We start from the raw sequence: 25345 nt of genomic DNA on the forward strand, positions 1-25345 counted from the left end.
CGGGGATAGAAGAGCAAGTTAAATCCTCCAGCTTCTGGAGAAGCAGGACAACGAGGAACAGAAAAATAAATGTGGGATATCACTAAACTGTGTTCTCCGTGTATCCCTCCGTGGTCTTCTTGGTTAAAAATAGACTTACATAAAAAAACCACGAGATATATCCCGTGGTTTCAAATTCAATTAGATTGACATTCTTACGAACCTAGCTTAGCTGAAGCTTTTCCGTATTCCCATCTTACTTCAAAGCTGTCTGGCTTAACTTCGTATACCAACCGCTCTTCAAGCGTTGAGTTTTCCCCAGAAGGAACATCCACTCGTAATACGTCTTCAGCTGAATCATAGTCAAAAGCTCCCCATTGCTTGGAAACTTTGTTGAAAATGAATGTAGACTGTCCTGTTTCGCTAGGAATAATGAAGAAACCGTAAGTACCCGCAGGAAGTTTTTGTCCCTGAACTGTGATATCCTTAGTAGTAGTAAAGGTAGTTGCCTCATTGGCTCCTGCTCTCCATACTTCATCAAATGGAACCAGGTCACCCCAGATCATACGCCCTTTCACTGCCGGACTACTGTAATTGATTGTGATTTTGGCATCGCCTACCATTCCTTCTGCGGTTTTGGCTGGGCTAGCTTTCTCTTGTGCATTAGCAGCAAAGCCTACAAAAGCGAGTAGGGCAAAGGCTAAAAAGCTCTTTTTAATGTTCATTGTCATTGGTTTTAGATTTGACATCAAAATACTACTTTTTATCAAAACAGAAAGTCTTTTTAAGGAAGAATAATGTCCGATGTTTTGTGATTGCCAGGGCAAAGCAAGGTATAACACATTGGGAAAAGCTACATCGGTCACCGGACATCAAGCTTCCCTACTAGATTTTCACCCAAGCTTCGTTCGTATTACTTTCTACAATTGCATCCCCGATGATGAGCTCTCTCAAGCCGTCGGCAAAAGTTGGGAAAGTAGGAGACTCAGGCTGCTTACCTTCTCTAATCGCTGCATACACTTCTTTGAAAAGCTGCTTGGACGTATCCGGGAAACCTTCTTGGTGGCCTCCTGGAAAGCTTACCAAAGAGCGTGCTCCCTCATCTACCAAAGCAGGGTCTTTCATTAATATTGAATTGGCACTGTCTCTCTTTCCTATCCAAAGTTCGTTTGGCTTCTCAGCGTTGAATTCGAAATTGGCTTTTGAACCCGAGATCTCGATGTTCAGACGATTTTTACGCCCTGCGTTCACTTGGCTCACTACGATAGAACCTGTACGGCCATTATCGAAGCGAAGCATAATAGTAGCATAATCTTCAGATGTTACTTTATATTCTTCGTAATCCGACGGGTCAAGTTTTTTGCCGGAGAAAGATTCAACTGCTTTCAATGGTTTCAGACGGGTAGGATGAACTATAGAGAAATCAGCCATTACAGCAGTGACTTTCAGTCCAGTCACATATTCAGTCATATCCAACAGGTGAGAACCAATATCCGCTACTACTCTTGATCCTCCTGATTGCTTAGGATCCAATCTCCAGCTGTAGTCGGTCTTGTGGATTAGCCAATCCTGCAGGTAAGAACCCATTACAGAATAAACGTCACCCAATTCACCTTTTTCACGCATCACTTTCATCTGGCGAACCATAGGATAGTAACGAAGATTGAAGTGAACGGCATTGATCAATCCGGTTTCTTTGGCCAATGAAACAAGTTCTTCAGCTTCCTCTACAGAAATTGAAAGTGGCTTTTCACATACCACATGTTTGCCTGACAATAAACAAGCTTTTGCCTGTGGAAAATGTAGGAAGTTAGGCGTACAAATGTGTACTACATCGATGCTGTCATCCTTCAGCATATTTTCAAAAGTGTAGGCATTCGGGATTCCAAGCTCTTTGGCTTTGGCATCTGCTACTTCCTGATTTACTTCTACAAGGCCGGTAACCTCGATGTTAGGGATTCTTCTAAGTGCTTCTAAATGTGCTGGGCCGATAAATCCGGTTCCCACGATAGCAGCTTTGATAGTCTGAGCCATAGGTTTTTTTAGGTTGTTTTAAATTAATTTTTAAAACCTCAAATTAGGAAAAATGCCTCAAAACATTCCCATTTATAAAAGTTGAATTCAATACAATCCATCTTCGGAAAAGGAAAAGGCGGTAATAATGCCTGAAGTTTTGATTTTTACTGTTTGGAAATCATTTGATTAGATGGCAATACTGGCTCTAGCCACCATTTACGCTCTGTCACAAGATTTTTATCCAACTCAATGAATTCTCCGATCTTAGGGACATAAATAGGCTGATCTATTTCTTTAGCTTTTGCCATCACTCTTTCTACCGGGTCAGTCCAGGAGTGCATGGCAAGTGTAAAAGCTGCCCAGTGTATAGGCATAAAAACTTTTGCATTGATATCTTTTGCTGCCTGTGCCGTTTCTTCAGGCACCATATGAATATCTGTCCAGCGTTCATTGTATTGCCCACATTCCATCATAGCAAAGTTGAATGGGCCATATTTCTCACCGATCTGCTTAAAGTGTGGGCCATAGCCACTATCTCCACTGAAGAAGATGTTGTCGCTCTTTCCTTGGATCACCCAAGAACCCCAAAGCGTGGAGAAGCGATTGTTTAAGCCACGTCCGGAAAAATGTCGGGCAGGAGTCAAAGCCAAGAGTAAACCATCAGCCTCGATCTCATCCCACCAGCCTAGTTCATGGATTTTGGAAGAATCCACTCCCCAATCTTCGAAATGCGCTCCCATCCCCAGAGGCATGTAAAAAGCCTTCGTTTTCTCCTTCAATTTCTGAATAGATCCATAATCCAGATGATCGTAGTGATCATGTGACATAATTATCATGTCGATCTGAGGAAGTTTTTCTATCTCAATCGGTAGTTCCTCGCTGTAGCGTTTTTTCCCCAACAGCGGATTTGGAGCAGGTACTTCTCCGAACATGGGATCGATAAGAATAGTCTTACCTTCAATTTGAAGTAGAAATGTAGAGTGCCCAAACCAAACCAACCGAGTAGGATGATCTTTATTCACCAACTCCAAAGAATCCCTTTGTGCTATTGGCAACTTAAAATCAGGTCTTCTTGTAGGGTCATTTTTAAAAAATTCGGGAAGCATTTTGACTGCTTTCGCAAAATCCATATCCATATTGGTAGGCATGAGATTACTGAATTTTCCATCTTCGAAATAGTCCAGTTTCTCATACTGAAGGAGCTTTTCTTTAGATGGGTTTGCACCAAATTGAGGACTAAGATTTACAAAGAGAGTAGCAATGATAGCTGTGAGAAGTATGATTGAAATGATAGTGATCATTAGATATTTAAATGTTTTGAATAAAAACTTAAGCATACAGAGCCTTAAAAGCGGGGAAATAAACTACAGGCTTTAACTCCAAAACAGATTAAAAGGTGCATGTCAAGCCATTTTTTATATTTTATTTTAACCACTGAGAACACAGAGGGTAGCACGGAGATCACAGATGTTATTCTTTTTGAAATAGTGATGGTTTTCTCTAGAGGTTGTTTTTGCATCGTTCCTATTGTAGCCAGAGACAGCTAAAAAGGCTTTGATTGCATATAAATAACTTAAAAATTGCGCCTCTGCGCCATTGCGGGAGATTAAGACTTAGCATTTGCGATTTTTTTAGAATGAATTCAAATTGACATGCAGCTATCTGAATTTTATACAGTCGGTTTCTCTACTCATCTGATTTTCTTTAACTTAATCGGATAAACTTAAATAATAACCTATGGCACTTATAAATCTCAAAATCAACGGAAAGGCTCATTCAGTTGATGTAGAAGAAGATACCCCGTTACTTTGGGTTCTTCGGGACCATCTTGGATTAGTCGGAACAAAATATTCTTGTGGCATCGCTCAATGTGGTGCCTGCACTGTTCACAAAAATGGAGAAGCAATGTTCTCCTGCGTCACCCCAGCGTCAAGTTTGACCGGCGATGAGATCACCACCATAGAAGGACTTTCGGAAGACGGTGATCATCCAGTGCAAAAAGCCTGGGCAGAAGTGGACGTAGCCCAATGTGGCTATTGCCAAGCTGGTCAGATTATGAATGCTTCAGCATTTCTCAAAAAAAATCCTGCTCCATCAATGGATGAAATAGACGAAGCTATGAACAAAAATCTTTGTAGATGTGGTACTTATCATAAGATCAGAGAAGCCGTTGCGATGGCTGCAAACTCCAAATAATCATGGCAACACTAACAAAAACTAACCGAAGAGACTTCCTGAAGATCGCCGGAACTACGGCAGGAGGCTTATTTATTGGCTTCAATTGGATGAGCTGCGACTCTCCAAAAATGGAAGTACTGAGTACTGAAGAGGTTTTGGCAAATGCCAAGAATTTCAACGCTTTTCTAAGTATTGCACCAAGTGGTGATGTTGTGATTTATTCACCGAACCCTGAGTTGGGACAAAATATCAAGACTTCATTTCCAATGGTCGTAGCCGAAGAACTGGATGCGGATTGGAGTAGAGTTCGTGTATTACAAGCGAATCTAGACACTGATAAATTTGAGCGTCAGCTTACTGGAGGCTCTGGAGCCATGCCTCATTCTTGGGAGCGGCTTCGCAAAGCCGGGGCTACGGCAAAATACCTTTTGGTAGCTGCAGCGGCAAAGAAATGGGAGGTTTCAGCTGATGAATTGAGTACATCTGAAGGTGTAATTTACCATATGGCAAGTGGTAAGAAAATCGGATATGGTGAAGTTGCCAACGATGCAGCCCTCTTAACTGCCCCTGAAGAGGTTACCTTGAAGGACAAGAAGGACTTTAAGATCATCGGCACACCAGTGAAGAATGTGGATAATGCCGCTTTATTCACAGGAGAGCCACTTTTTGGATTGGACTTTTATCGTGAAGGGATGCTGCATGCAATGATTCAGCGAGCCCCGTTTGGAATGAAAATCAAATCCATAGATGATTCTGAAGCCAGAAATGTCGCTGGAGTAAAAGATGTAATCACTTTTGAAAATAGTGTAGCCGTGGTGGGAACTTCCACCTGGCCATTAATGAAAGCCAAGAAACTTCTCAAAGTTGAATATGAAGCTGATGGAACAGTTGAAAGTTCGGCAGATCACGATCAGATTTTCAAAGACTTATTAGCCAATGGGAAAGCAGAAGTAAAGCGGGAAGATGGCAATGTGAATACAGCATTTAAAAATGCAGCACAAGTAGTGACTGCTGAATACCAATGTCCTTTTCTTTCACATTCTCCTATGGAGCCTATGAACTTCTTTGCCCATGTCAAAGAGGATTCTGTGGAATTAGTGGGGCCAACACAGACTCCTGAAAGTGCCAGAAAGATGGCTGCAGAATTGACGGGAATTGCTCCCGAAAAAATAACGGTTGAAATCACTCGGTTAGGCGGAGGTTTTGGTCGTAGGCTTCGCGCAGATTATGTGGCTGAAGCAGTTCATGTTTCCAAACTGATGAATGCACCGGTGAAATTGACCTGGAGTAGGGAAGATGATCTGACTGGTGGAGCTTATCGACCTGCTGTACGCTATAGATTTGAAGCTGCTTTGGATGCCGATGGCAATATGACCGGATACAAACTTCGGGGCGTAGGGATGAATGCCGGAAACAGCACTAGGGAGAATAACTTCCCAGCTGGTGCAGTAGATAACCTGCTGATAGAAAATGTGAATTACAATTCATCGATAACCACCAATGCATGGCGTGCACCTATCACAAATTTTCTGGCTTATGCCGAGCAGTCATTTTTGGATGAAGTGGCTTTGGCTGCCAAAAAAGATCCAGTTGAATTTAGGCTGGAATTAATGGAAAAAGCTAAAGCAAATCCTGTGGGAGGCGAGCTTCAATACAATGTAGATCGTATGATCGGTGTGACCAAAATGGCAGCCGAGAAATCCAATTGGGGTAAAAATCCAAATGTAAAGCAAGGCTTTTCAGTTTATTTCTCTCATAGAACATACGTAGCTCAAGTAGCTGATATTGAGATGGAAAACGGAAGTCCTACGTTAAAGAAAATCCATGTGATCACTGACTGTGGAATGGTAGTAAATCCAACTGGAGCCGATCATCAGGTTCGTGGTGGTGTGGTAGATGGAATGGGACATGCGATGTATGGAAACCTCACTTTCGAAGCAGGTTTACCAACCCAGACCAACTTTGACAAATACCGCCTGATACGGATGAAAGAAGTTCCTGCTGTAGATACTTATTACGTGGATAGCGGCTATGATCCTACAGGTCTTGGCGAGCCGTGTCTTCCTCCTACAGGAGGAGCTATCGCAAATGCTATCTTCAGTGCAACCGAAAGGAGATTAAGAAGTCAGCCTTTTATTGAGCAGATGGAATTTACTGATCTTAATCTAGGGATAAGGAGAGTGTGATTTTAAGTATCTAGTCTTTTTGTATCAAGACACTAGACAACAGATAAGAGAATCAAGATTTAAGAACCATGACCCTTTCCGGAAATTCGGGAAGGGTCTTTAGTATTTATGCGGTACAATCATAAAATCAAGTGGACGAGCTCTCCGAGGCCATTTCAATGTTAATTCCAGCCAGTAAATTCTTGACTCTTGGTTCTAGTCTCTATCATCTTGCTACTAGCTACTTGATACTTTATTAAATCTCATCCATCCCTCTTTCCGGCCAATAGGGGCCTTTGAGGTTCAGCTTGTTGTCTTCAATCTCAAATGTGATTTTTATATGATCACGCTTTTGCTCGTGGATAGCAAGACAGGCATTAAAGTGTACTAGATCAAATTCCAATTCGAAATTCCCTGAACTTTGATCATTAAAGTTGATCGTTGACCCTAAATCTACTTTCTCCGCAAGTGCTCCATCTTTTTTGAAATAGTAAGAAAGGTAAATTCCCAATTCCTTCTGATTGTCTGTTAAGACCTGTTGGATTTGATCTGAAATGGATTGATCGGATTTAGGCAATGATAGTATCCAGGTTTCTTGCATGCTTAAAATTAACAAATTCTAAATGTCTTTACGTGTTTATCATAATGGAGACATGTTATACCGAGTGCTGTTTTACTGTAGAGAATTCCAGCCACCCACAGGGAGGATGTCGAAGGTTTCGACTCCGCTCAACCTGACAAATCAGCTAGTCCGGCTTACTTGTGCAGGCTTCGACTTTAAAAATTAGAATTAATTACAGAGTGGTCAGTGAACAATAATTTTATTTACCAATAATAAGATTAATGACCTTGGACTATGGTCTAATTACTATTGAGTAGTTACTTTAGAACATGAATTACCCCATTTATTTAGATTATAATGCCACTACACCTTGCGCTCCAGAAGTCATTGAAACGATGATACCTTGGCTTGGAGAGCATTTTGGAAATGCTGCCAGTAAATCTCACGCTTATGGTTGGGTGGCTGAAAATGCAGTTGAGGAGGCCCGAGAGCAAATCGCCAACTTGATAGGTGCTCAAGCCAAAGAGATTATTTTCACTTCGGGAGCTACCGAGGCTCTAAATCTTGCCATTAAAGGCACTTTTGATTTGTTTAAAGGAGAGAGGCAGCATTACATTACCTGTGAAACTGAGCATAAGGCAGTGCTAGATACCATGAAATCCATAGAAGAAAATGGGGCTGAAGTGACCTATTTGCCTGTGGATGCGGAAGGAAATGTTGATGTTGAATTGCTGAAATCAAGTTTACTTACTTATACAAAAATGATTTGTCTGATGTGGGCAAATAATGAAACCGGAGTCATTCATCCCATCGAAGAAATCAAAGCGTTAGCTGAAGAGAAGAATATCATTTTCCTAAGTGATGCAGTACAGGCAGCTGGAAAGATCCCCGTATCTGTAGCTGGAATTCATCTTATGGCTATTTCAGCTCATAAACTCTATGGACCGAAGGGAATCGGTGCGCTTTATATCCGGCACAATCATTCTTTGCCCAAGCCATTGGCCCAAATCCATGGAGGAGGACATGAGAAAGGATTCCGAAGCGGAACACTTAATGTACCGGCAATTGTAGGTTTTGGGAAAGCTGCTGAACTTAGAATGAAGGAAATGAAGGCAGAATTTACTCGCCTAGGATACCTCCGTAATTTACTGGAGGACAACCTTCTTTCTTTATCGGATACAAAGTTGAACAGGGGTCAAGACAGTCTTTCGCATGTATGCAATATTTCTTTTGGTGGAGTGGAAGGAGAGGAGTTGCTTCGCAAAGTATGTCAAAAAGTAGCTGTGAGCTCAGGGTCGGCCTGTACCAGTATTTCTCCTAAACCTTCACATGTGCTAAAGGCAATGGGTTTGGATGCTGATCTGGGAAGAGCTTCGATTCGGTTTAGTCTAGGTAGGAATACTACAGAGCAAGAAGTAATGGATGCCGTAAAATGGGTGAAGAAGGTGGTAGGGGAGTTACGGGATCACAGATAACCTTTGGTTAGACAGTCTTCTTCCTGTTCGTCATTGCGAAGCTGAAGCACACAAGCTCGTTGTTAATCGTCATCGCGAGCGAAGCGCGGCGATCTCATAGTAATGAGCACTCATAAGAGATTGCCGCGTCAAAAACAATTCCCTTTGGTCATTGATTTTTCCTCGCAATGACGAACGCCGAATGATGAATATCGAATGTCGAAGTGAACCAAACCAAACATCACAGTGGTTATCCGTCATCGCGAGCAAAGCGCGGCGATCTCATAGTAATGAGTACTCATAAGAGATTGCCGCGTCAAACTCAATTCCCTTTGGTCATTGATTTTTCCTCGCAATGACGAACGCCGAATGATGAATCTCGAATGTCGAAGTGAACCAAGTGCTAAAACGGATTACTCATCAAATCAATTCCCCACATCAGCGGAAGCACAAAGTACACCATCAAAGTCACCAGAAATATCGATATAATATTCAGCCAAAAACCTGCACTCACCATATCCTTCATCTGCAGATAGCCGGAACCAAATACAATGGCATTCGGCGGAGTGGCCACAGGAAGCATAAACGCACAACTGGCCGCCAAGGTCGCTCCAATCATCAACCCAAAAGGATGCAAATCAAGTTTAAATGCTACAGAAGCAAGAATCGGGAGCAACATGGATGCTGTCGCTACATTGGAAGTAATCTCTGTGAGGAAATTGACGGAAGCCACTATGATCAATAATAGCAGGAAGAAACTGATACCTTCCAACAAGGTGAATTTCTGACCTATCCACTCTGCAAGCCCAGTGCTCTGAAAACCAGCTGCTAATGCCAATCCACCTCCAAATAGGATTAAGACTCCCCAAGGGATTTTTTCGGCGGTTTTCCAGTCCAAAATCCGCTCTGAACCAGAGGAGGAGGGGAGGACAAAAAGTAAAACTACACCTGTCAATACAATAATCGTATCGTCTATTCCCGGTAAGAATTTTTCCAGGAAAAAGCTTCTGGTAATCCAAGAAAAACAAACCAATCCAAACACAATCATCACCGTTTTCTCTTCAAAACTGATCTTACCCAAGGCTCTAAGTTGCACGGAAATAATGCTTTTACCCTCACTGAGGCTGAATTTTTTGGGCAATGGATTGGCATTACTCACTAAGTAGTACCAGCAGAAAAACAAGAGGAAAATGGACAATGGAAGGCCAAAAAGCATCCATTCATTGAAGCCTATTTTGTAATTGTACAGATCAAAGACAACAGCAGCAAGTATCGTGTTGGTGGGTGTACCGATCAAGGTGGCCACTCCGCCGATGGATGCCCCGTAGGCAATCCCCAGCATAATATTTTTACCCAGACTATGCGCAATCACTGAATTAGAAGAACCTAGTTGATCTTTGAATTGATTGACTACAGCCAAGCCGATTGGCAGCATCATCAGTGAGGTAGCTGAATTGGAGATCCACATGGAAAGAATTCCGGTCGCTAGGATAAATCCCAAAACGATACGACGCAGATCAGTCCCCAATAAATTTATTATGTTAAGTGCAATCCTGCGGTGTAGATTCCATTTCTCAATTCCTGTGGCCAGTAGGAAGCCACCCATATAGAGCATGACTGTGGGATGCATATAATTACTCGACACATCTCCAATAGGCAATATCCCGAGCATAGGCATAAATATCAGCGGGAGAAATGCCGTGGCTGCAATAGGAATGGCTTCAGATATCCACCAGATCGCCATCCAGGCAGCAAGCGCCAGCATGGCCCGGGATTCGGGAGTCAGGCCTGGAGAGTCTACGAGAAAAATAATCAGCAGAAAAGCTATAGGTCCAAGAAAAAGCCCCAGTCGGGGAAGTTGATTATTCATAAAGCTGCTGGTCGGGGTATAAGGGAATCCAGAGACTTAAGTTAAAAAATAAATGGGAAATGGAGGGGTATTGATTTTACTATTTAACATAACGTAAATTATGTAACAAATAGTAAAACTTCATCTAGGGCTAGAAGCCGCGTAAAACTCCTTTCTGATTTTAACAAGCATGTTATTCAATTCCTTTTTATCCGGTTGGTCTGGCAAATCAGATTTTTCATACACAGCATTGATAGAGGCAATCTTGGCCTCAGTTATTTCAACAAGCTCATCATATTGAAATTCACCCTTCTTTATTCTTATCAGGAAATCTCTATCTTCCCTTTTGACACTAAGCTTTCCCTCCAAACCAATCTCTTCACACATGGTTAAAAGCCTGATAGTGTGCATCATATTCTTAGCGTCATAGTTCTTTCCATGATCCAATGTGTCTTGATATCTGGCATCATTCCTCTTGTCAACCCATTCCCAATACTCCCTGTAATCTTTACAATACTTAGAATAGGCCGATTTGTTGAATGACATAACAGCAAGTGGATCAATGCCTTTAGGGATAGAACTTAATGAAACCTCATTGGCGTTTTCCTTTCTTACAATTCCTTTAAACGACGTTTCTCCGTAGTACAATCCGTACATCTCATGCATGTGTGGAATTCGTGAAAGACCGCATTTAGACTGATCAATTTTGTTGATGGCTAAAAAATCCATGACCGGAATTGAGCCTTGTTCATAAGCTATAAAACAGAAATCCAAAAAACCTTTTCGTTCTTTTTCCATCGGGTTTAGAATCTTCTTATTCAGTCCTTTGGCCTTTCTAACCTGTGTCATGGCATAGCCACCAAAACTTTCTTTACATTGTTTCGACAGAAGGTTCATGGATTTAAGTTTTTCGAATGTTGGATGAACCTTGCGTACTGAATCATCTGGTGTGTAGAGTAGTTCCAGGATGTTGGGATTGCTTTTTGAAAGTAGCTCGACAAAACGTCTTAACTCATAATAGACAATATCATTGGTTTCATTGTTGACCTGCTCTACATAATTCAAACCAAAATAGTCTTCTTCTGGCAGTATAAACACGCCTTTTATGTCAACATCAGATTCAGGAGTGGCCAACCCATAGGCGTGACTTCCGCTGAGGCAGTCAAAGACAATGATATCTTTTGAATAGAGTTCTTCTAATGTCATTGGTATTCTCCTTTTACTACTTTTCGATAGAAACTGTCCAACCGCTCAATATCTCCTTTTGCTGAAGGCAGGTCTTTGGCAACAGCTTCATTTTCCCTGATGGTTTCTGTAAGAAAATCATCAATCAAAGGCTCTTTTTTGTGCAGATAATCTTCATTTTGCTGAGATTTTATTTTGATGAGTTCTTGGATTTTATCACGCACCTCTTCCGTTACGACATCAAACATCTTTGTCAATTCGATATGTGGCATAGTCCCCATCTCTCGCACCCATTTTCCAGCGATAGCGGTTCTAAGTGCGTAGAAATACTTCTTAAGTTTAACAGGATCATTTTCCTTACAAGCTTCATAGTACTTCTTCGACATACTCAGGTAATGATGCATGACGGCAATTGGTGAAAAGTACGCTAAAGATAAGTCTTGAATATCCTGCAAGAATCTATTTTCTTCCTGATAGACGATTGGAGATTGTAACCATTCCAATAAAGGTGGATTTGATTTCCAAAGCAGCCCGAGCGCTTTCTTGATTTCCCAACCACCAATATCCAGATCATCATTAATTGGAAGATCAATGGTGTTTTTTTTATCCTGAAGCGACAAGTGCCAATCAAGATCGTGCGTATAGATGAAGCGGACATCATAATCGCTATTTGGAGATGGGAATCCCCAAGCCCGTGAGCCTGATTCGCAGGCAAAGAGGATCTTGATTGAATGTGTATTCTCTATCTCAGAAAGCTGATTCTTAATCAATTCATTCATAAGTTTTCTCCACTATGTCAAATTCGTCACTGATTGCTTTGATTGGGGCAGCTGATCCGTGGTAAATTTTGGAATGAATTTCTCCAATTACTACGCTCGCCAAATAGATAAAGTCTTCTTTGAGCTTCATAGCTCCAAATTCATCAATACTATTTGAATGAGCATATAAGTTTCTTTGTGCATATACTTGATCTAAAACAGTGTCAACCCATCGCTCTATATCCTTAATAAAGTCTTCTTTTCTTTCTGTGTGATGTTTAGCCATTTGCAGATTCTTACTTAATACTCGAGAGCCAATTTTCTCTGACATGGTTAAGAAATTCTGTTTAAAATCATTGCCAGCAATAATCTCCTGCCCAATTTCAATATGAAGAATTTCCAGTTTTATTTGGTCTGCTTCTGAAAAAGATTGATAGGATCCTTCCAAAGGATTGAATTGTCTCCCTAGTGAGTCATAAAAAAAGCCTTTTAAGTAGTTGATATAATGCCGGTCCAATCTTAGAATAAGACATTTTAACGAAAACCTCTTAATCTCGTGAACATCGTTAGGAAAAAATGATTCAAATGCCTTAATCCACAGTTCATTGAATTTGAATTTCCAAGGTTCGTTCCGATACTTCTGAAGCAATGAATTACACTCGATCACTTTTTTGTGCAATAAATCTTCCACACTGAGGCAATTCATGTAGTCCACAAAGTTATGTGCCATTTTTAGTTGAGGCATCGGTAATTCCAATTTCTCAACTTGGTTGAATGGACGATGGGGAGATTTAACCGAATAAAACTGTGATGAAAGAATAATACGGTTCCTTATATCGATGGTGCCATTATGTCGGTTACCAATGGTGTTGTACATATTCGTAATCCGGTTTAGACCCACAAGTGTTTCCTGTGCGCTTCTAAAAGCCTTGAATAGACTCCCTTGGCCAACAGTGAAACCATCCTCATACTGATATTGGAAAGGAACTAAAATATTGCAAGTAGACATTTCGTTTCCACTGTAGAACAATTCTGATTCTACCCAACTTTGATAAATCCACTCTTCAACTCCTTGTCTGTTTATTTTAGATTGAGTTTTTGGATTATATATTTCTTTACCCCAAAGTTTAATTGGTTTATCTAACTGGAAATCAATTCCATCAACCTTGAAAAGGTAATATCCATCGAGAGCCTCCCTTAGAAGAAAGGCTTGTAATCCCTTCAATCGTGTATCTAAAGTAACCTTTTGGGTATTTTCAGGGATTTTGTTTTCCTCAAAAACTTCATGAGGAAACCCTGCTTCCATGAAGAGAATAATATCAGGTACTCTTTTTATGAAATCTATGGAATATCCTATGTGGAAAAACTCAACAATTAAAGCATTAACTAAAAAATCTAAATCTTGCTCTATTCTGCTATCTAAGTCTTTCTCATTAGAGAATATTTTGACCAAATAATTAGTTATAAACCCCGTGTAATCAGAGTTTTGATCACCTAATATTAAATTCCGTATCTCCGGAATTTTATTGACCGCTTCTTTCCGTGAATATTTATCCTTATTTGATTCAAGCTCCTTTTTAATCTTGTCGAAGCTTTTTTTAATCTCTAAATTCTCTCGAATAAAAAGGTTTCCTTTTTGAAATAAGCCAGACGACAAGTACAATTTTAGAATATTGCTTATTGATCTTTTTACATGTTGATCACTTGTAGATTCTAATTCTACAAGACAATTACTAAGTAGTGATCGGTGAGAATCAAACTTGGCTGCATCTAAGTACAGTGATTTATCCCTTTTGTCAGTATGTAAAACCAATGACCAGTAATGATGAAAATACTCAAGCTTTTTATTGAGGGTTTGATCTGGAACTCCATCTTTCTGGAAAAGAATTTTTCTGAATCTCATACTTTCAATTTTACAACCTCGGATCAACAGCTTTGCTTTCTAAAGCCATCACTCCAAATATACATCCCTCTATTCTTCAAGATTTTTATGTTCTTATCCAATGATGTGACGACCATACCCTCTCCTCCTCTTTCAGCCAATTCAGTCCAACACTTAATTGCGTCTATGATTACCTGCTTTTTTATTCTCCAAAATCCTCTGGTTCCTCCAACTCCTTCTATCACTTTCTTTTAGTGCTTCAAATTGTCCTTGTGCAGCTGAATTATTGATACCGAGTTTTTTTGCCACCAAAAATTCTCCTACATGTCTACTTCCGTATCTTCAGAAACCAAGATAAGCAAATGATTTAGTTTTAACTCATTTAATGGGTTCACTAGATTTGAACCCAATTACAACAGCATATCGCTCAAATTGCTACAGTTTTATTTAGCTCGCTGAGAATTATATCCCAGTGTAGAGACTCCCCCTCAATCCCGAAAATAAAAATACATCGCATCATAACTGCCCAGATCATTAGCTGCATATGTTTCTTAAGTTTGAGGTCGTTTTCCAACGCATAAATTTCCTCAGCACTGATATCTATGTCCACATCCTTAAAGCTTTCCATAAACTCCTGATAATAGGAATCGTCGATAATAGACGTTATCGTTTGCCCAAATTCCTGTTGTATCTCACCATGACTGACTGTACCCAAGGCCAATGAGATGGTTTCCCTTTTGGAATCCTCTGGGTCTATCTTCGGCCAGGTGGCAGAAGGGTTTTGGTAAAGCCCCTCTCCCACCAAGCTCCAACTTAAATGGAACAACGTATACAGATAGAACCCAATTTTAACCATGGAACGGCATTCTTTATCACAGGCGATGGGCAGTGGTACCTTTCCTTTCAGGATTTCCTCCAGAGAATAGTCCTCCATTAATTCAGGCATGCTAAAAAAAATCCTTAAGGCACAATGGTCTTCCCTTTTGCCCTGAATACCTCAGCGGGAAAAGTGAACCTACACTAAAAGTGGCCCGTGATATAAGCCGAAAGCTGGATATTGAAGCTTCAATAGTATTTGGGGTTTAGTGAATCATAATCTTCTTTGCGAAACCTTTGTGTGCTTCGCTCCTTTTGCGGTTTAAAAAAAATCACTCAGCTATTTGCTCCCGATGAATATCGAAGATATAAAGTCGAAGATTGTTCTGCAGATCTGAAACCTTCGAGGTGTAAAAAAACCTCAAAGGTTATCCCGAACCTATATTTCAGGAATTTGTAATTCGGTTAATCATAATTATCGGATGATCTCATCAATGTGAACAAAATGAAACTCGTTTCCATTCTCCTGAAGGAAATGTCATTGCCCTGGCGAACCATAATCTAAGCAAGAGCGGTTGGACAACTTCTCACTTTGACCTATTTTTACAAAAGACCTAAACCCATTAACCTATGCAAAAAACTTTTCTACTTACCCTACTCCTATGTCTCGGATTGACTGTCACTCAGGCACAAAACGGAACCAAAGAACGAGTCAAAGTACATAGCAAAGCACTGGAGGGCAACCTTATTGGTGACCCTGCAGACCGGGATGTGACAGTCTATCTCCCTCCTTCTTATCAAACGGATCCTGACAGAAACTTCCCAGTACTCTACATGTTACATGGATTTACCGACACGGATTCCCAGTGGTTTGGATGGGAAGATCATTGGATCAACCTTCAGGATGTGATCGAGCAGTCCCTCTCGGCCGGAAGTTCCAAAGAGATGATTGTGGTAATGCCCAATGCTTACAACAGGTTTAAAGGGAGCATGTATGCAAGTTCGGCCACCATAGGCGACTGGGAAACCTTTGTCACCCAAGAGCTAGTGAGCTACATAGATTCCAACTACCGAACGCTGCCCAATAAGGCCAGTAGAGGACTTGCCGGACATTCTATGGGAGGCTATGGTACACTACGACTGGGCATGAAATATCCGGAGGTTTATGCTGCAATCTATGCCCTTAGCCCTTGCTGTATGGACGGCGGAGCAGGCGGCAATCCTGAGATGATTTCCAAGTTGGAAAACTTCACTCCTGATCAACTGCAGGATGCCTCGTTTTTCGAGATAGCGGCACTTGCTACTTCTGCTGCCTTTGCGCCAAATTCCCAAAATCCTCCATTTTATCTGGACCTCCCAGCGAAGGACGGATCACCAAGACAGGACATTATCAATAAGATCATCGCCAGCCGAACGCTCACCACTATAGATCAATATATCCCAAACCTCAAAAAGCTAAAAGCCATAGGAATGGATGCCGGCACAGAGGATAGAGGCATCAGCGAGGCTACCCAAAAGCTACATGAGGTATTGGACGCATATCAGATCGAGCATCTTTATGAAAGCTACGAAGGTGACCATCTCAACCGCATCGCTGAACGCATAGAAACCAAAGCCTTGCCTTTCTTTACTGAGAACCTTGTTTTTCAGGAAAGCACTGTCAGCGAAATCATTGAAAATGGTGGTACAGGACAATATCCTGCCGTGATGACATCGGAAACCAGCTTGCCTACGCATACCATCTTTAGGCCGCAGAATACAGATGCTTTTGGAGGAGCACACAAACTTCCAGTTATCGCTTGGGGCAATGGTGCCTGCTACGATTCTCCTTGGGAGCATGTCAACTTCCTGAATGAAATAGCTTCCCATGGTTTTCTGGTCGTCGCAATCGGTACGATGCCTAAACAGACCGATATTCGTTCCAAGTCGCAAAAACTACTGGATGCCCTAGACTGGGCCATTGCACAAAATAATGATCCCAAAAGCCCTTATTACCAAAAGATCGACACCGGTCACATTGCAGTGAGCGGTATGTCTTGCGGGGGCCTACAGACTATTGAAGTTGCCGGTGATCCCAGAATCACGACAGTTGGAGTATTCAACAGTGGAGTATTGGGCAATCCAGGTGCGGGGATGCCCGGCATGCCACAGGTCAGTAAGGAACAATTGCAAAGAATCAAAGTTCCTACCCTCTATTTGCTGGGTGGAGAATCAGACATCGCCTATGGAAATGGAATGGACGATTTCAGCCGCATCAATCATATTCCCATATTTGTGGGCAATCTGGATGTGGGACATGGGGGTACCTATGGACAGCCACATGGTGGGGAATTTGCCCGGGTAGCTCTTAACTGGTATAAGTGGCAACTTAAAGGAGATGAGGAAGCAGGAAAGCTTTTCACCAGCAATCCTCCGGCATTGGCAAAATCAGCAGGCTGGGTTGTGGAAAAGAAAAACATGGACTAAGCCAAACGGATTAATTAGCCCAAAAAACTTTAAAATCGCCTCCAAAACCTACATAACTCAGATTTTGGAGGCTTATTTTTTACTACTACGGAGCTTGCTGGGTGGTGATATAAATTGATATATTCATTCAAAGCAATAAGCAAGTGCTTAATTATTTACCACTATCGCCAGTTGTGTGGGCGCGGTGGGCGGTCGTGGCAGCGGGCCGGCGATAGGTAAGCGGGTGGAAGCTTTGCCACGACTTGACCTTTTGGTCCTTTTGGGTCAAGCCAAAAGGACAAGAAAAAAGAACTTTACTGTTGTACCCATGGCCCCACCATGGGGGCTGGATACAAAATTTCTCTCCTAAGGAGCTTTTTATTGTAGCCCTACTATAGAGCGGCTATCTCAAATACAAATTTCTAAGCCTTATGGTTAAAGAAGATGACAATCACTAGTGGTCTTCTGCCTGATAAAAAACATCTTGCAAAGCTGTTCGAATATTCAAACTATACAATTTTTGGTGGTCTCTAGACGGATAAACCCGGTTGGATAGAAATATAAAAGTGAGCTTTTTATCGGGATCGGCCCACACAAAAGTTCCCGTAAAACCAGAGTGGCCAAAACTTTTGGGGCTTGCCAAAGGGGAAGGATAAGCTTCCGCCAAGGGTAGCTCGGCATTATTCAAGAGAGGCTTGTCAAAACCCAGACCACGGCGGTTATCATTTTCGCGAAATTGCACCTCAGTAAACTCTTTCACAGTTTCGGCTGAAATAAGCTGATGGCCATCCACACTGCCATAATTTTGATAAAAGAGCATCAATTTGGCCAAGTCATCTGCCGTAGCAAACAAACCTGCATTACCCGAGACACCTCCTTTAAGAGCTGCGTTTTCGTCATGTACCCATCCTTTTACCAAGGTTTTTCTTAAGAGGGAATCCACTTCGGTGGGGACAATGTTGTTTACATAATTTTTTCTCTCAGGTAGATATCCCAAGGTATTAGCCCCTATAGGTTGATAGAAGTTCTCTTCCAAATAGGTTTGATAGTCCGTTCCTGTGAGTTGCTCGATCAAACTAGGAAAAATCAAAAAAGTGAGTCCCGAATACAGGTATTTCTTTTCATCCGAGACGTTGGACCGCTTAATGATCCGGTTCATTTTCCGTTCAAAACGATTGTTGATATAAAGCCCATCGTATACTTGCCCTTGAAATCGTTTATCGGATAAATGATGCACAAATCTTCTTTTGATCTTGCCATTTTTCCGAATCACTTTTTCCAAAAACACAATGTAGGGGACTAAACCTGCCTGATGTGCCAAAATCTCCCGGAGCGTTAGGTCTTTTTTGTCTTTTCGGTTTCTCCAAGGTTTCCAATAGGTACTGAAAGGTTTGTCCAGATTAAGCTTCCCCTCGTCCACCAACTTCATTAAAGCGGGTAAAGGCCCAGCAATTTTGGTCACCGAGGCTAAATCGTATAAGTCGTTCAATGCGACAGGTTGATTGTTGCCGTAGGTATGATAACCGTAGGCTTTGTGAAAAATAACCGTATCGTTCTTTGCTACCAAAAGTTGTGCTCCCGGAAAAGCCAAACTGTCGATTCCCATTTCCATAATAGAATCCACTTTTTGGTTGATGAAATCTTCATCAAATCCTAATGTAGAGGGCTTGGCATGGATCAGTTCCCGTTGAGCAAATCCAAGTTGCATCACTGAAGTAAGTAAGAAAAACGAAAACGCTAATTTTTTCATTTGGGATAAGTTGTATGCATAAATATGCAAAAGTCTTTCGAAAAATAACTGGCTATAGTATAAGCGGCGACCTTCGGAGCTTTTCGTTTGAAGAATAACTTTGCGAAATTCTTTGTGCCCTTCGCGCCTCCTATGCGGTAAAAAAAATAATTCTACCTCTTCCCCAAATATTCAGATCTACTAATAATGCGTATGATTTACCACTTTGTGTTTTAGATAATTAAGATTTTCTTTTTTGTCATTACTTACCTGAGGATTCTTTGTGCCAAATACGCGTAGTGTTCTCCCATCCAGCGTTATTACCTCTTCTGCCCCATCACCGGTAAAGTCAAACATATGAAAGACCGGATCGGGAAAATATAAATCCCCTTCCCCTTCATCATTGATGAAAAATTTGAACCAGAATAAGTAATCCTTTCCGTCACCCTTCCAATCTCCTTTTACGAAATCGGGATTTCCATTGATGGGTTTCCTAGGCCACTTAAAAAGCATTTCCCCTTTATTGGAAAACCAATACAGTTGGCTCCACAGATATTGCTCTCCGGCCTGTCGGTTGCCATAGGTCCGGGCACCGACCACAACCTGAGGCTCGCTCCTGTCTTTAAGAAAATATCCCGCTTCTATCTGCTGGGAATGTTCCGCGATGTTTTGCCACAGGATTTTGCCCGTTAATGCCTCATACATGAAAACACCTGTTTCGCTGTTGGCGCTAATAATTTCCCATTTGCCATCTCCGTTTATGTCCGCAAACTTGTAGTTGTCAGCATGATCATGGTTGTCATTTAGTAAGTCAAAACGGTTCCAGATTTCCTTTCCCTCCGAATCAAGTAAAAGTGACCCTACCAATACCTCGTCCAGTCCGTCATCATCCAGATCTACGGGGTACACATAATGGCCCAGGTTATCCTTTTTCCGGCTTTCGGTATGGTTCCACAAATGTGTAAGTTTGCTGTCATACGCATCCACTCTGATGGTTCCGCCCATGTCTGTGAACACCACTACTTCATTGGGATCTCCAGCAGTGAGTTTGCCTATGGCCAGGCGAAAGTTATTGTAAATATGAGGTAATGCTTTGGTAGGCCATTCCGTTTGCCTGATTACTTCACCTGTTTGACCATTAGCTATGACCAACCATTCCTGCTCACCGGACATACGCCAGTGAACCAGTTCAGCCTGTCCATCCTGATCAAAATCCCAAACTACGCCCGGAGCTTCAAATTCTGATCGCTCCCGACGGTATTCTTCAGGGGCTTCCCAAGACCAGAGTTCCTTTCCACTAGTATCAAATGCATGCGCGGAATAGTCCCTTGTAAACACAATAAAGTCTGTCAGCTTATCCCCATTGAGATCTCCAAATTTCACTGAGTTGGAGGCTGGAATTGTATATTCCTTCAGCAGCTTTACATCTTCATTAAGTTCATAGGGTCTGATATCCGCCTCTTCCAAAGTGGCAGATTCAGTGAAAGCCAACACGTCAAATGTAGCACCACTGTTTATTCTGGTTATCTTCACGACATTGCTTCCTGCCTGAAGGTCGAAACTACCCCCCTGCTTCCATGTCATCAGTGAATCATTCCCGAAAATACTTTCAGTGACTTGCTCATTGACTGCTACTTTAAAAGAGCTGTTCGATTTGCCCTTGCTTCTTACAAACAGCTTGTATTCACCAGATTCCTGCACCGTAATATGAGTCAAAAGGTTGCTCGCGGAATTCAGCACAATCGCTGTGTTGTTAAAAACCCATTCCTCTCTCAAAGCCCATGAGCTTGCTATGACATCCCCTTTTGGAAGTTCATAAAGAAAATCAGAGGCCGGTACAATGATAGTTTCTGTGTTGGGATTGTTTTGGTTTAAGAGGATTTGATCTGGTATACCCGCTTTTACTTTGAATTGATAAAGCAATAAAAAAATGGCAAGGAATAAAGGTATTAGCTTGATCATAGCGGGTCTATTAATTGGACGAAAGGGAAGTTATCAAAAATATGTAGGTCTGTGAAATACCCGCTAGACTTACTATTGATATGTAATTCCGATAACAAAGCCTCAACCTTTTCTATGATGCTATTGCAGGCTATTTGATTAATATGTGTATCCGCAAAACTGAACGTATGTCCTTTGGATCAATGCTAGAAGTTCATATTTGGTAATTCCCCCTTTCTAAAAGGGGGCAAGGGGGATTTTTCATCACTAAAACCTGACATAATTCTAAAACGTGCGCTCATGCGGATATACATATTTGATTAAATAGAATCCTTTGTCATCCTCCTGCATAGATATACGTCTCCATAAAATATTTTTCCTGGGAAAGGAATTGTTTGGTGATCTTATTACCATGGTTCCGCAAAATTCACCCATGGCCCCACCACGGGCAGGATACAACTATGTCGCTCCTCTGGAGCTGTTCAGTAGCATTCAATTAATAAGTTTGGCACCTAAAGAGACTCGGATATTTAATGTTTCATATGATTATAAGTTAAATTTTTTAGTTCTTTAAGAGAAATAGTTGTGTGAGTTTACTGGGTTATTAAATATCCTCTTGTGTGACGCTTGAGTCATGCCTGTCTGCCAGGCAGGCTCGATTTCTCTGTTCTTTTGCCTTGACGCAAAAGAACCAAAAAGTCAAGACGCCAGCAAAGCTTCATCCCGCAGTCCAGCCGCCTGGCTCGCTGCTGCGTCACCCCAGCGCGCCCTAACCACAAACAAATCTGCTGATGCGGTGGATGCTGGGATATAATCATCCCCCTATGTGTCGTCCGCCCGTCATGGGTATTTCATATGATTATAATTTGTCTTTCAAAGGCCATATGGAATCTCGCATCACAGATAATCATTCCTCTGTGTGACTCTTGAGTCATGCTCGATTTCATGTGTTTATATTTATCTTTCAAAGGTCACATGGAATCTCGCATGGTAGATAATCATCCCTCTGTGTGCCGACTTTGATATGCTCGATTTCAAATAAACATCTGCTGCACAAAAGGGTTAGATTTCAATAATTAGCTTTTATTGGCAGTCAGGAGACTGCATTATTATGGGTACAAGTCTGGAGACTTGCACCAGCCAGAGCCAGCGAGACCCTCTGTGAAATTCTCAAAGCATCACTAGTCCAATTTTCTTAATTTTCAGTACTTTAAGCAGTTAAGTTCTCTATGTGGCTTTGGGGGATGACGTATTGATTCGTGTTTCAGTTAAACTATTTTATTGTATATCTGCTTTTGTGCCAGTAAAGCGATAGAAGCATTATAGGATCCGGAAAACACTAGCGTCAAGGCCACTTGGGTCATCCGTCATCGGTCTTCCAGCCAGTAAAACAAAGGAAATATGTCTACTGGCATCAATACGGATAATCATAAACTATTTTATTGTATATCTACTCCTATGCGTTTGCATTACCTCACTTTAACTTTCCTTCTCAGTAGTGCTTTGTTTTCTTGCAACAAAGGTATGGAGACTCTTGAAAGCTTTGAAATTGCTCCAGGTTTTGAATTATCCCGGGTTGCGATTGAGCCATTGATCAAGGATCCAGTTGATCTTGAATTTGATGAACTAGGTAATGCCCTAGTCCTGGAGATGCCTGGATATCCCTTTGAGGATCAGGAAAGTAGAATCGTACTGCTAAAGGACACTGATCAGGATGGGATATATGATGATTCACAGGTGTTTGTCGAGAACCTGAAATTGGCAAGCTCATTTCTACCCTATAAAAAAGGGGTGCTGGTCGCGGCTCCCCCCTACCTTTTATTTGTAAGAGATGATGATCAAAACTATGTTCCGGATCAGGTAGATACCCTAATGGGAGGATTCTCTACCGGAAATCTCCAACACAATTACAATGGCCTGACTTATGGCCTGGATAATTGGATTTATGCTGCCAATGGCGGAAATGACGGAGCTCCCTATTGGTGGGGAGATACTACCAGCCAGATGGAGCTTCGCGGACAGGATTTCCGGTTTAATTTGGAAACCAAAACCTTGGAACGCTTAGGAGAATCATCTGGTGGGTATGGTTTGGGGGTTGATGAATGGGGGCACATTTTTGAAACTCATAATTTGATTCACATTTCCCATTTGGTCATTCCGGATCGTTATGTCAATGGAAATCAATTGTATCAGGAACATCTTTTGGAAAACATTTCAGATCATGATGACAATGGTTTGGCTAGGATTTACCCTATTGGAGAACAGGAGTCACGAGTAAATCACCCAGAGCAATCTGGCTACTTTTCTGGTTCCTGTGGAATCACCCATTATGGAGGGAGTGCTTTTGGTAAAGAATATGACCATACTATATGGGTAGCTGATGTCGTCTTAAATTTGATACATGTAGATCATATCACAGATAATGGGGCTTCTTTCACTGCCTCTAGAGATGGGGAAAAAAGAGATTTTTTAGCAAGTTCTGACCGTTCTTTCCGACCAGTTAATATGTCTGTAGTCCCAAATGGAGACATGTTTGTTGTGGATATGTATAGAAAGGTAATAGAACACCCAGAATGGATACCTGATGCTATAGAAAAGACCTTGGATCTGGAAGCAGGGAAAGATCAAGGAAGGATTTATAGGATTAGGAAAATGGGGACTTCTGAGAATTTCCAGCTTTCTCACTTTCAGGAGCAAGCAAGATTAATCGAAAGTCTTTCACATACCAACCAATGGGTGCGCATGACAGCTCATCGGTTGTTGATGGATCAACAACTTGATACCAATGCTTTAAAAAATTTAAGGAGTTTACTTTCTACTTCCAGCGAAATGGGGAAGCTTCAAGCCCTTTGGTTGTTGGATAACAAGGACGAATTAACGGATCCTGAATTGATTCAGGCTCTACAGGGTTCCTCCTTTCCGATCCGTGAAACTGCTTTAAAACTTGCGGAAGGTCGGCTTCAAAGCAATGACGAACTATTGGAAATCTGCCTTGCACTGCTTCAGGATCCCAACCTGCGGGTAGCCATGCAAGCTGCTTTATCACTATCCACCCTTCCACAAGAGTCTTTTAAGGCACATCAACAACAAATACTCAACAAACTTAAAGAATCAGCGAAAGGCATTGTAGAATCATGGACTTTGACCGCAATGGTATTGGCCAGCCAAGATGCTGCCGGGATTTTATTGGCTGAAATACTTAACAGTACACAACCGAAGGATTTTTCCTCCCAATTTTTGGCTTCCCTGGCACACACCGCTGGAAAACAACCTGGTGTAGACCAGCTGATGGAGGCGATGGTGAAATCCATCATCCCATTACCAGATAAACAACTCTTGATTCGTGGATTGACCAATCAATTGACTAAAAGTAGCCCTGGTATACTAACTTCAATCCAACTGTTGGAGCAAACTGAATATCCAGGATTAATTTCTGAGTTGGCTGTTCTGAGATATAAATTGAAACTTCCCCCTAGCGCCCAATTTCTCCAATATAGTCGTCAGGCCCTCACCAAGGTCATGGATCATAGCCTGACCGATAGCATCCGCCTTCAGCAAATGGAATTACTTGTCCTGCTACCCTTTCGCGAAAAATCGAACGCGCTGTTTTTCTGTCTTGGCCAATCAGAACCTCTAAAAATCCAAGAAAAGGCATTGCAACAACTCGCTACCATTAATGAACCAAGTATCGGAAATCAGTTAGTTGAGATATGGAGTGAATTGAGTCCTCAGACCCGTCGCTATGCCAGTGATTTATTATTGTTTAATGAGACCCACCACGATGCTTTACTTACTGGCTTAGAGGATGGAAGCATCAATATTGGCGAGATGAATTTTGATTTGGAGCGTAGACGACAGTTACTCTGGTGGACCGATAATTCCGAAACAAAGAGAAGAGCGGAAAACCTTTTTACTGATTCAGGAGTCAGCAACCGCCAGCATGCCATAGATCAGATGAAGCCAGCTCTTGGATTATCAGGTTCTGAAGTTTCTGGAAAGGCAGTTTTTGAACAAGTTTGCGCTTCTTGTCATCGCTATGGTTCTCTTGGAAATGAGGTAGGACCAGCTTTGACTGAAATCGGCCGGAAGAGTAAGGAAACCCTGATGCATGATATCTTAGATCCCAATGCTGCTGCTGACCCTCAATACATCAATCATCGTTTGGAAACGAAAGAAGGTATTATTCATATAGGAATCATAGCACAGGAGACGGATCAGGAAATTTCGATTAAAAAAATGGGGGGCGAAAATGTAAGGATTCCAAAATCGGAGGTTAAATCCTTTCGGTCACTTGGCACCTCTCTTATGATGGAAGGTTTAGAAAATAGTATGGACGCTCAGAAAATGGCTGATTTGTTAGAATTTTTACAGAAGGGAAATCTCTGA

General features: G+C 41.6%; 16 protein-coding genes. 5 read left to right on the top strand and 11 right to left on the bottom strand.

From position 1 onward, the window contains the following. Positions 1-194: 194 nt before the first annotated feature. From SYJ56_RS02440 to SYJ56_RS02450, 3 genes are all read right to left on the bottom strand, one after another. The gene (locus SYJ56_RS02440; RefSeq protein ID WP_323832041.1) at positions 195-704 is read right to left on the bottom strand and encodes a DUF2911 domain-containing protein; all 510 of its coding nucleotides are present in this window, start codon (positions 702-704) and stop codon (positions 195-197) included. 160 nt (positions 705-864) lie between these two features. Further along, positions 865-2013 carry a Gfo/Idh/MocA family protein gene (locus tag SYJ56_RS02445; RefSeq protein ID WP_323832042.1) on the bottom strand — a complete coding sequence of 383 codons (1149 nt, stop codon included), beginning with the start codon at positions 2011-2013 and terminating at the stop codon, positions 865-867. A 146-nt stretch (positions 2014-2159) separates the two neighbouring features. Then, positions 2160-3296 carry an MBL fold metallo-hydrolase gene (locus SYJ56_RS02450; protein ID WP_323832043.1) on the bottom strand — a complete coding sequence of 379 codons (1137 nt, stop codon included), beginning with the start codon at positions 3294-3296 and terminating at the stop codon, positions 2160-2162. 436 nt (positions 3297-3732) lie between these two features. Between SYJ56_RS02450 and SYJ56_RS02455 the strand changes: the two genes are divergently transcribed. Both SYJ56_RS02455 and SYJ56_RS02460 read left to right on the top strand, forming a co-directional pair. Then, positions 3733-4191: a (2Fe-2S)-binding protein gene (locus SYJ56_RS02455; RefSeq protein ID WP_323832044.1), complete on the top strand. Its 459-nt coding sequence runs from the start codon at positions 3733-3735 to the stop codon at positions 4189-4191. A gap of 2 nt (positions 4192-4193) precedes the next feature. Next, positions 4194-6359 carry a xanthine dehydrogenase family protein molybdopterin-binding subunit gene (locus SYJ56_RS02460; protein WP_323832045.1) on the top strand — a complete coding sequence of 722 codons (2166 nt, stop codon included), beginning with the start codon at positions 4194-4196 and terminating at the stop codon, positions 6357-6359. Between the two features lie 235 nt (positions 6360-6594). Here SYJ56_RS02460 and SYJ56_RS02465 read toward each other — a convergent pair whose 3' ends face one another. Beyond that, the gene (locus tag SYJ56_RS02465; RefSeq protein ID WP_323832046.1) at positions 6595-6939 is read right to left on the bottom strand and encodes a hypothetical protein; all 345 of its coding nucleotides are present in this window, start codon (positions 6937-6939) and stop codon (positions 6595-6597) included. Positions 6940-7229: 290 nt separating this feature from the next. Between SYJ56_RS02465 and SYJ56_RS02470 the strand changes: the two genes are divergently transcribed. Continuing rightward, the gene (locus SYJ56_RS02470) at positions 7230-8375 is read left to right on the top strand and encodes a cysteine desulfurase family protein (RefSeq protein ID WP_323832047.1); all 1146 of its coding nucleotides are present in this window, start codon (positions 7230-7232) and stop codon (positions 8373-8375) included. Positions 8376-8757: 382 nt separating this feature from the next. On the opposite strand, the gene SYJ56_RS02475 is transcribed toward SYJ56_RS02470, so the two are convergent. From SYJ56_RS02475 to SYJ56_RS02495, 5 genes are all read right to left on the bottom strand, one after another. Continuing rightward, the gene (locus SYJ56_RS02475) at positions 8758-10224 is read right to left on the bottom strand and encodes an SLC13 family permease (RefSeq protein ID WP_323832048.1); all 1467 of its coding nucleotides are present in this window, start codon (positions 10222-10224) and stop codon (positions 8758-8760) included. A 120-nt stretch (positions 10225-10344) separates the two neighbouring features. After that, entirely contained in the window at positions 10345-11409 is a 1065-nt protein-coding gene (locus tag SYJ56_RS02480) for a nucleotidyltransferase domain-containing protein (protein ID WP_323832049.1), read from the bottom strand. Beyond that, positions 11406-12167: a nucleotidyltransferase domain-containing protein gene (locus SYJ56_RS02485; RefSeq protein ID WP_323832050.1), complete on the bottom strand. Its 762-nt coding sequence runs from the start codon at positions 12165-12167 to the stop codon at positions 11406-11408. The genes SYJ56_RS02480 and SYJ56_RS02485 overlap by 4 nt, the downstream gene beginning before the upstream one ends. After that, complete coding sequence (locus SYJ56_RS02490; protein ID WP_323832051.1) at positions 12160-14049, bottom strand: hypothetical protein; 1890 nt, start codon at positions 14047-14049, stop codon at positions 12160-12162. Before SYJ56_RS02490 ends, SYJ56_RS02485 begins: the two co-directional genes overlap by 8 nt. A gap of 406 nt (positions 14050-14455) precedes the next feature. Then, positions 14456-14974: a hypothetical protein gene (locus SYJ56_RS02495; RefSeq protein ID WP_323832052.1), complete on the bottom strand. Its 519-nt coding sequence runs from the start codon at positions 14972-14974 to the stop codon at positions 14456-14458. A gap of 500 nt (positions 14975-15474) precedes the next feature. On the opposite strand from SYJ56_RS02495, the gene SYJ56_RS02500 reads away from it, so the two are divergent. Further along, positions 15475-17310 (top strand): alpha/beta hydrolase-fold protein, encoded by a 1836-nt coding sequence (locus SYJ56_RS02500; protein WP_323832053.1) that lies wholly within the window; start codon positions 15475-15477, stop codon positions 17308-17310. Between the two features lie 433 nt (positions 17311-17743). Here SYJ56_RS02500 and SYJ56_RS02505 read toward each other — a convergent pair whose 3' ends face one another. Both SYJ56_RS02505 and SYJ56_RS02510 read right to left on the bottom strand, forming a co-directional pair. Then, entirely contained in the window at positions 17744-19039 is a 1296-nt protein-coding gene (locus SYJ56_RS02505) for a serine hydrolase domain-containing protein (protein ID WP_323832054.1), read from the bottom strand. A gap of 180 nt (positions 19040-19219) precedes the next feature. Then, positions 19220-20980 carry a rhamnogalacturonan lyase family protein gene (locus tag SYJ56_RS02510; RefSeq protein ID WP_323832055.1) on the bottom strand — a complete coding sequence of 587 codons (1761 nt, stop codon included), beginning with the start codon at positions 20978-20980 and terminating at the stop codon, positions 19220-19222. A gap of 1380 nt (positions 20981-22360) precedes the next feature. Between SYJ56_RS02510 and SYJ56_RS02515 the strand changes: the two genes are divergently transcribed. Next, positions 22361-25345 (top strand): PVC-type heme-binding CxxCH protein, encoded by a 2985-nt coding sequence (locus tag SYJ56_RS02515; protein ID WP_323832056.1) that lies wholly within the window; start codon positions 22361-22363, stop codon positions 25343-25345.

The organism is Algoriphagus aurantiacus (genome assembly GCF_035156405.1).
GTDB lineage: Bacteria > Bacteroidota > Bacteroidia > Cytophagales > Cyclobacteriaceae > Algoriphagus > Algoriphagus aurantiacus.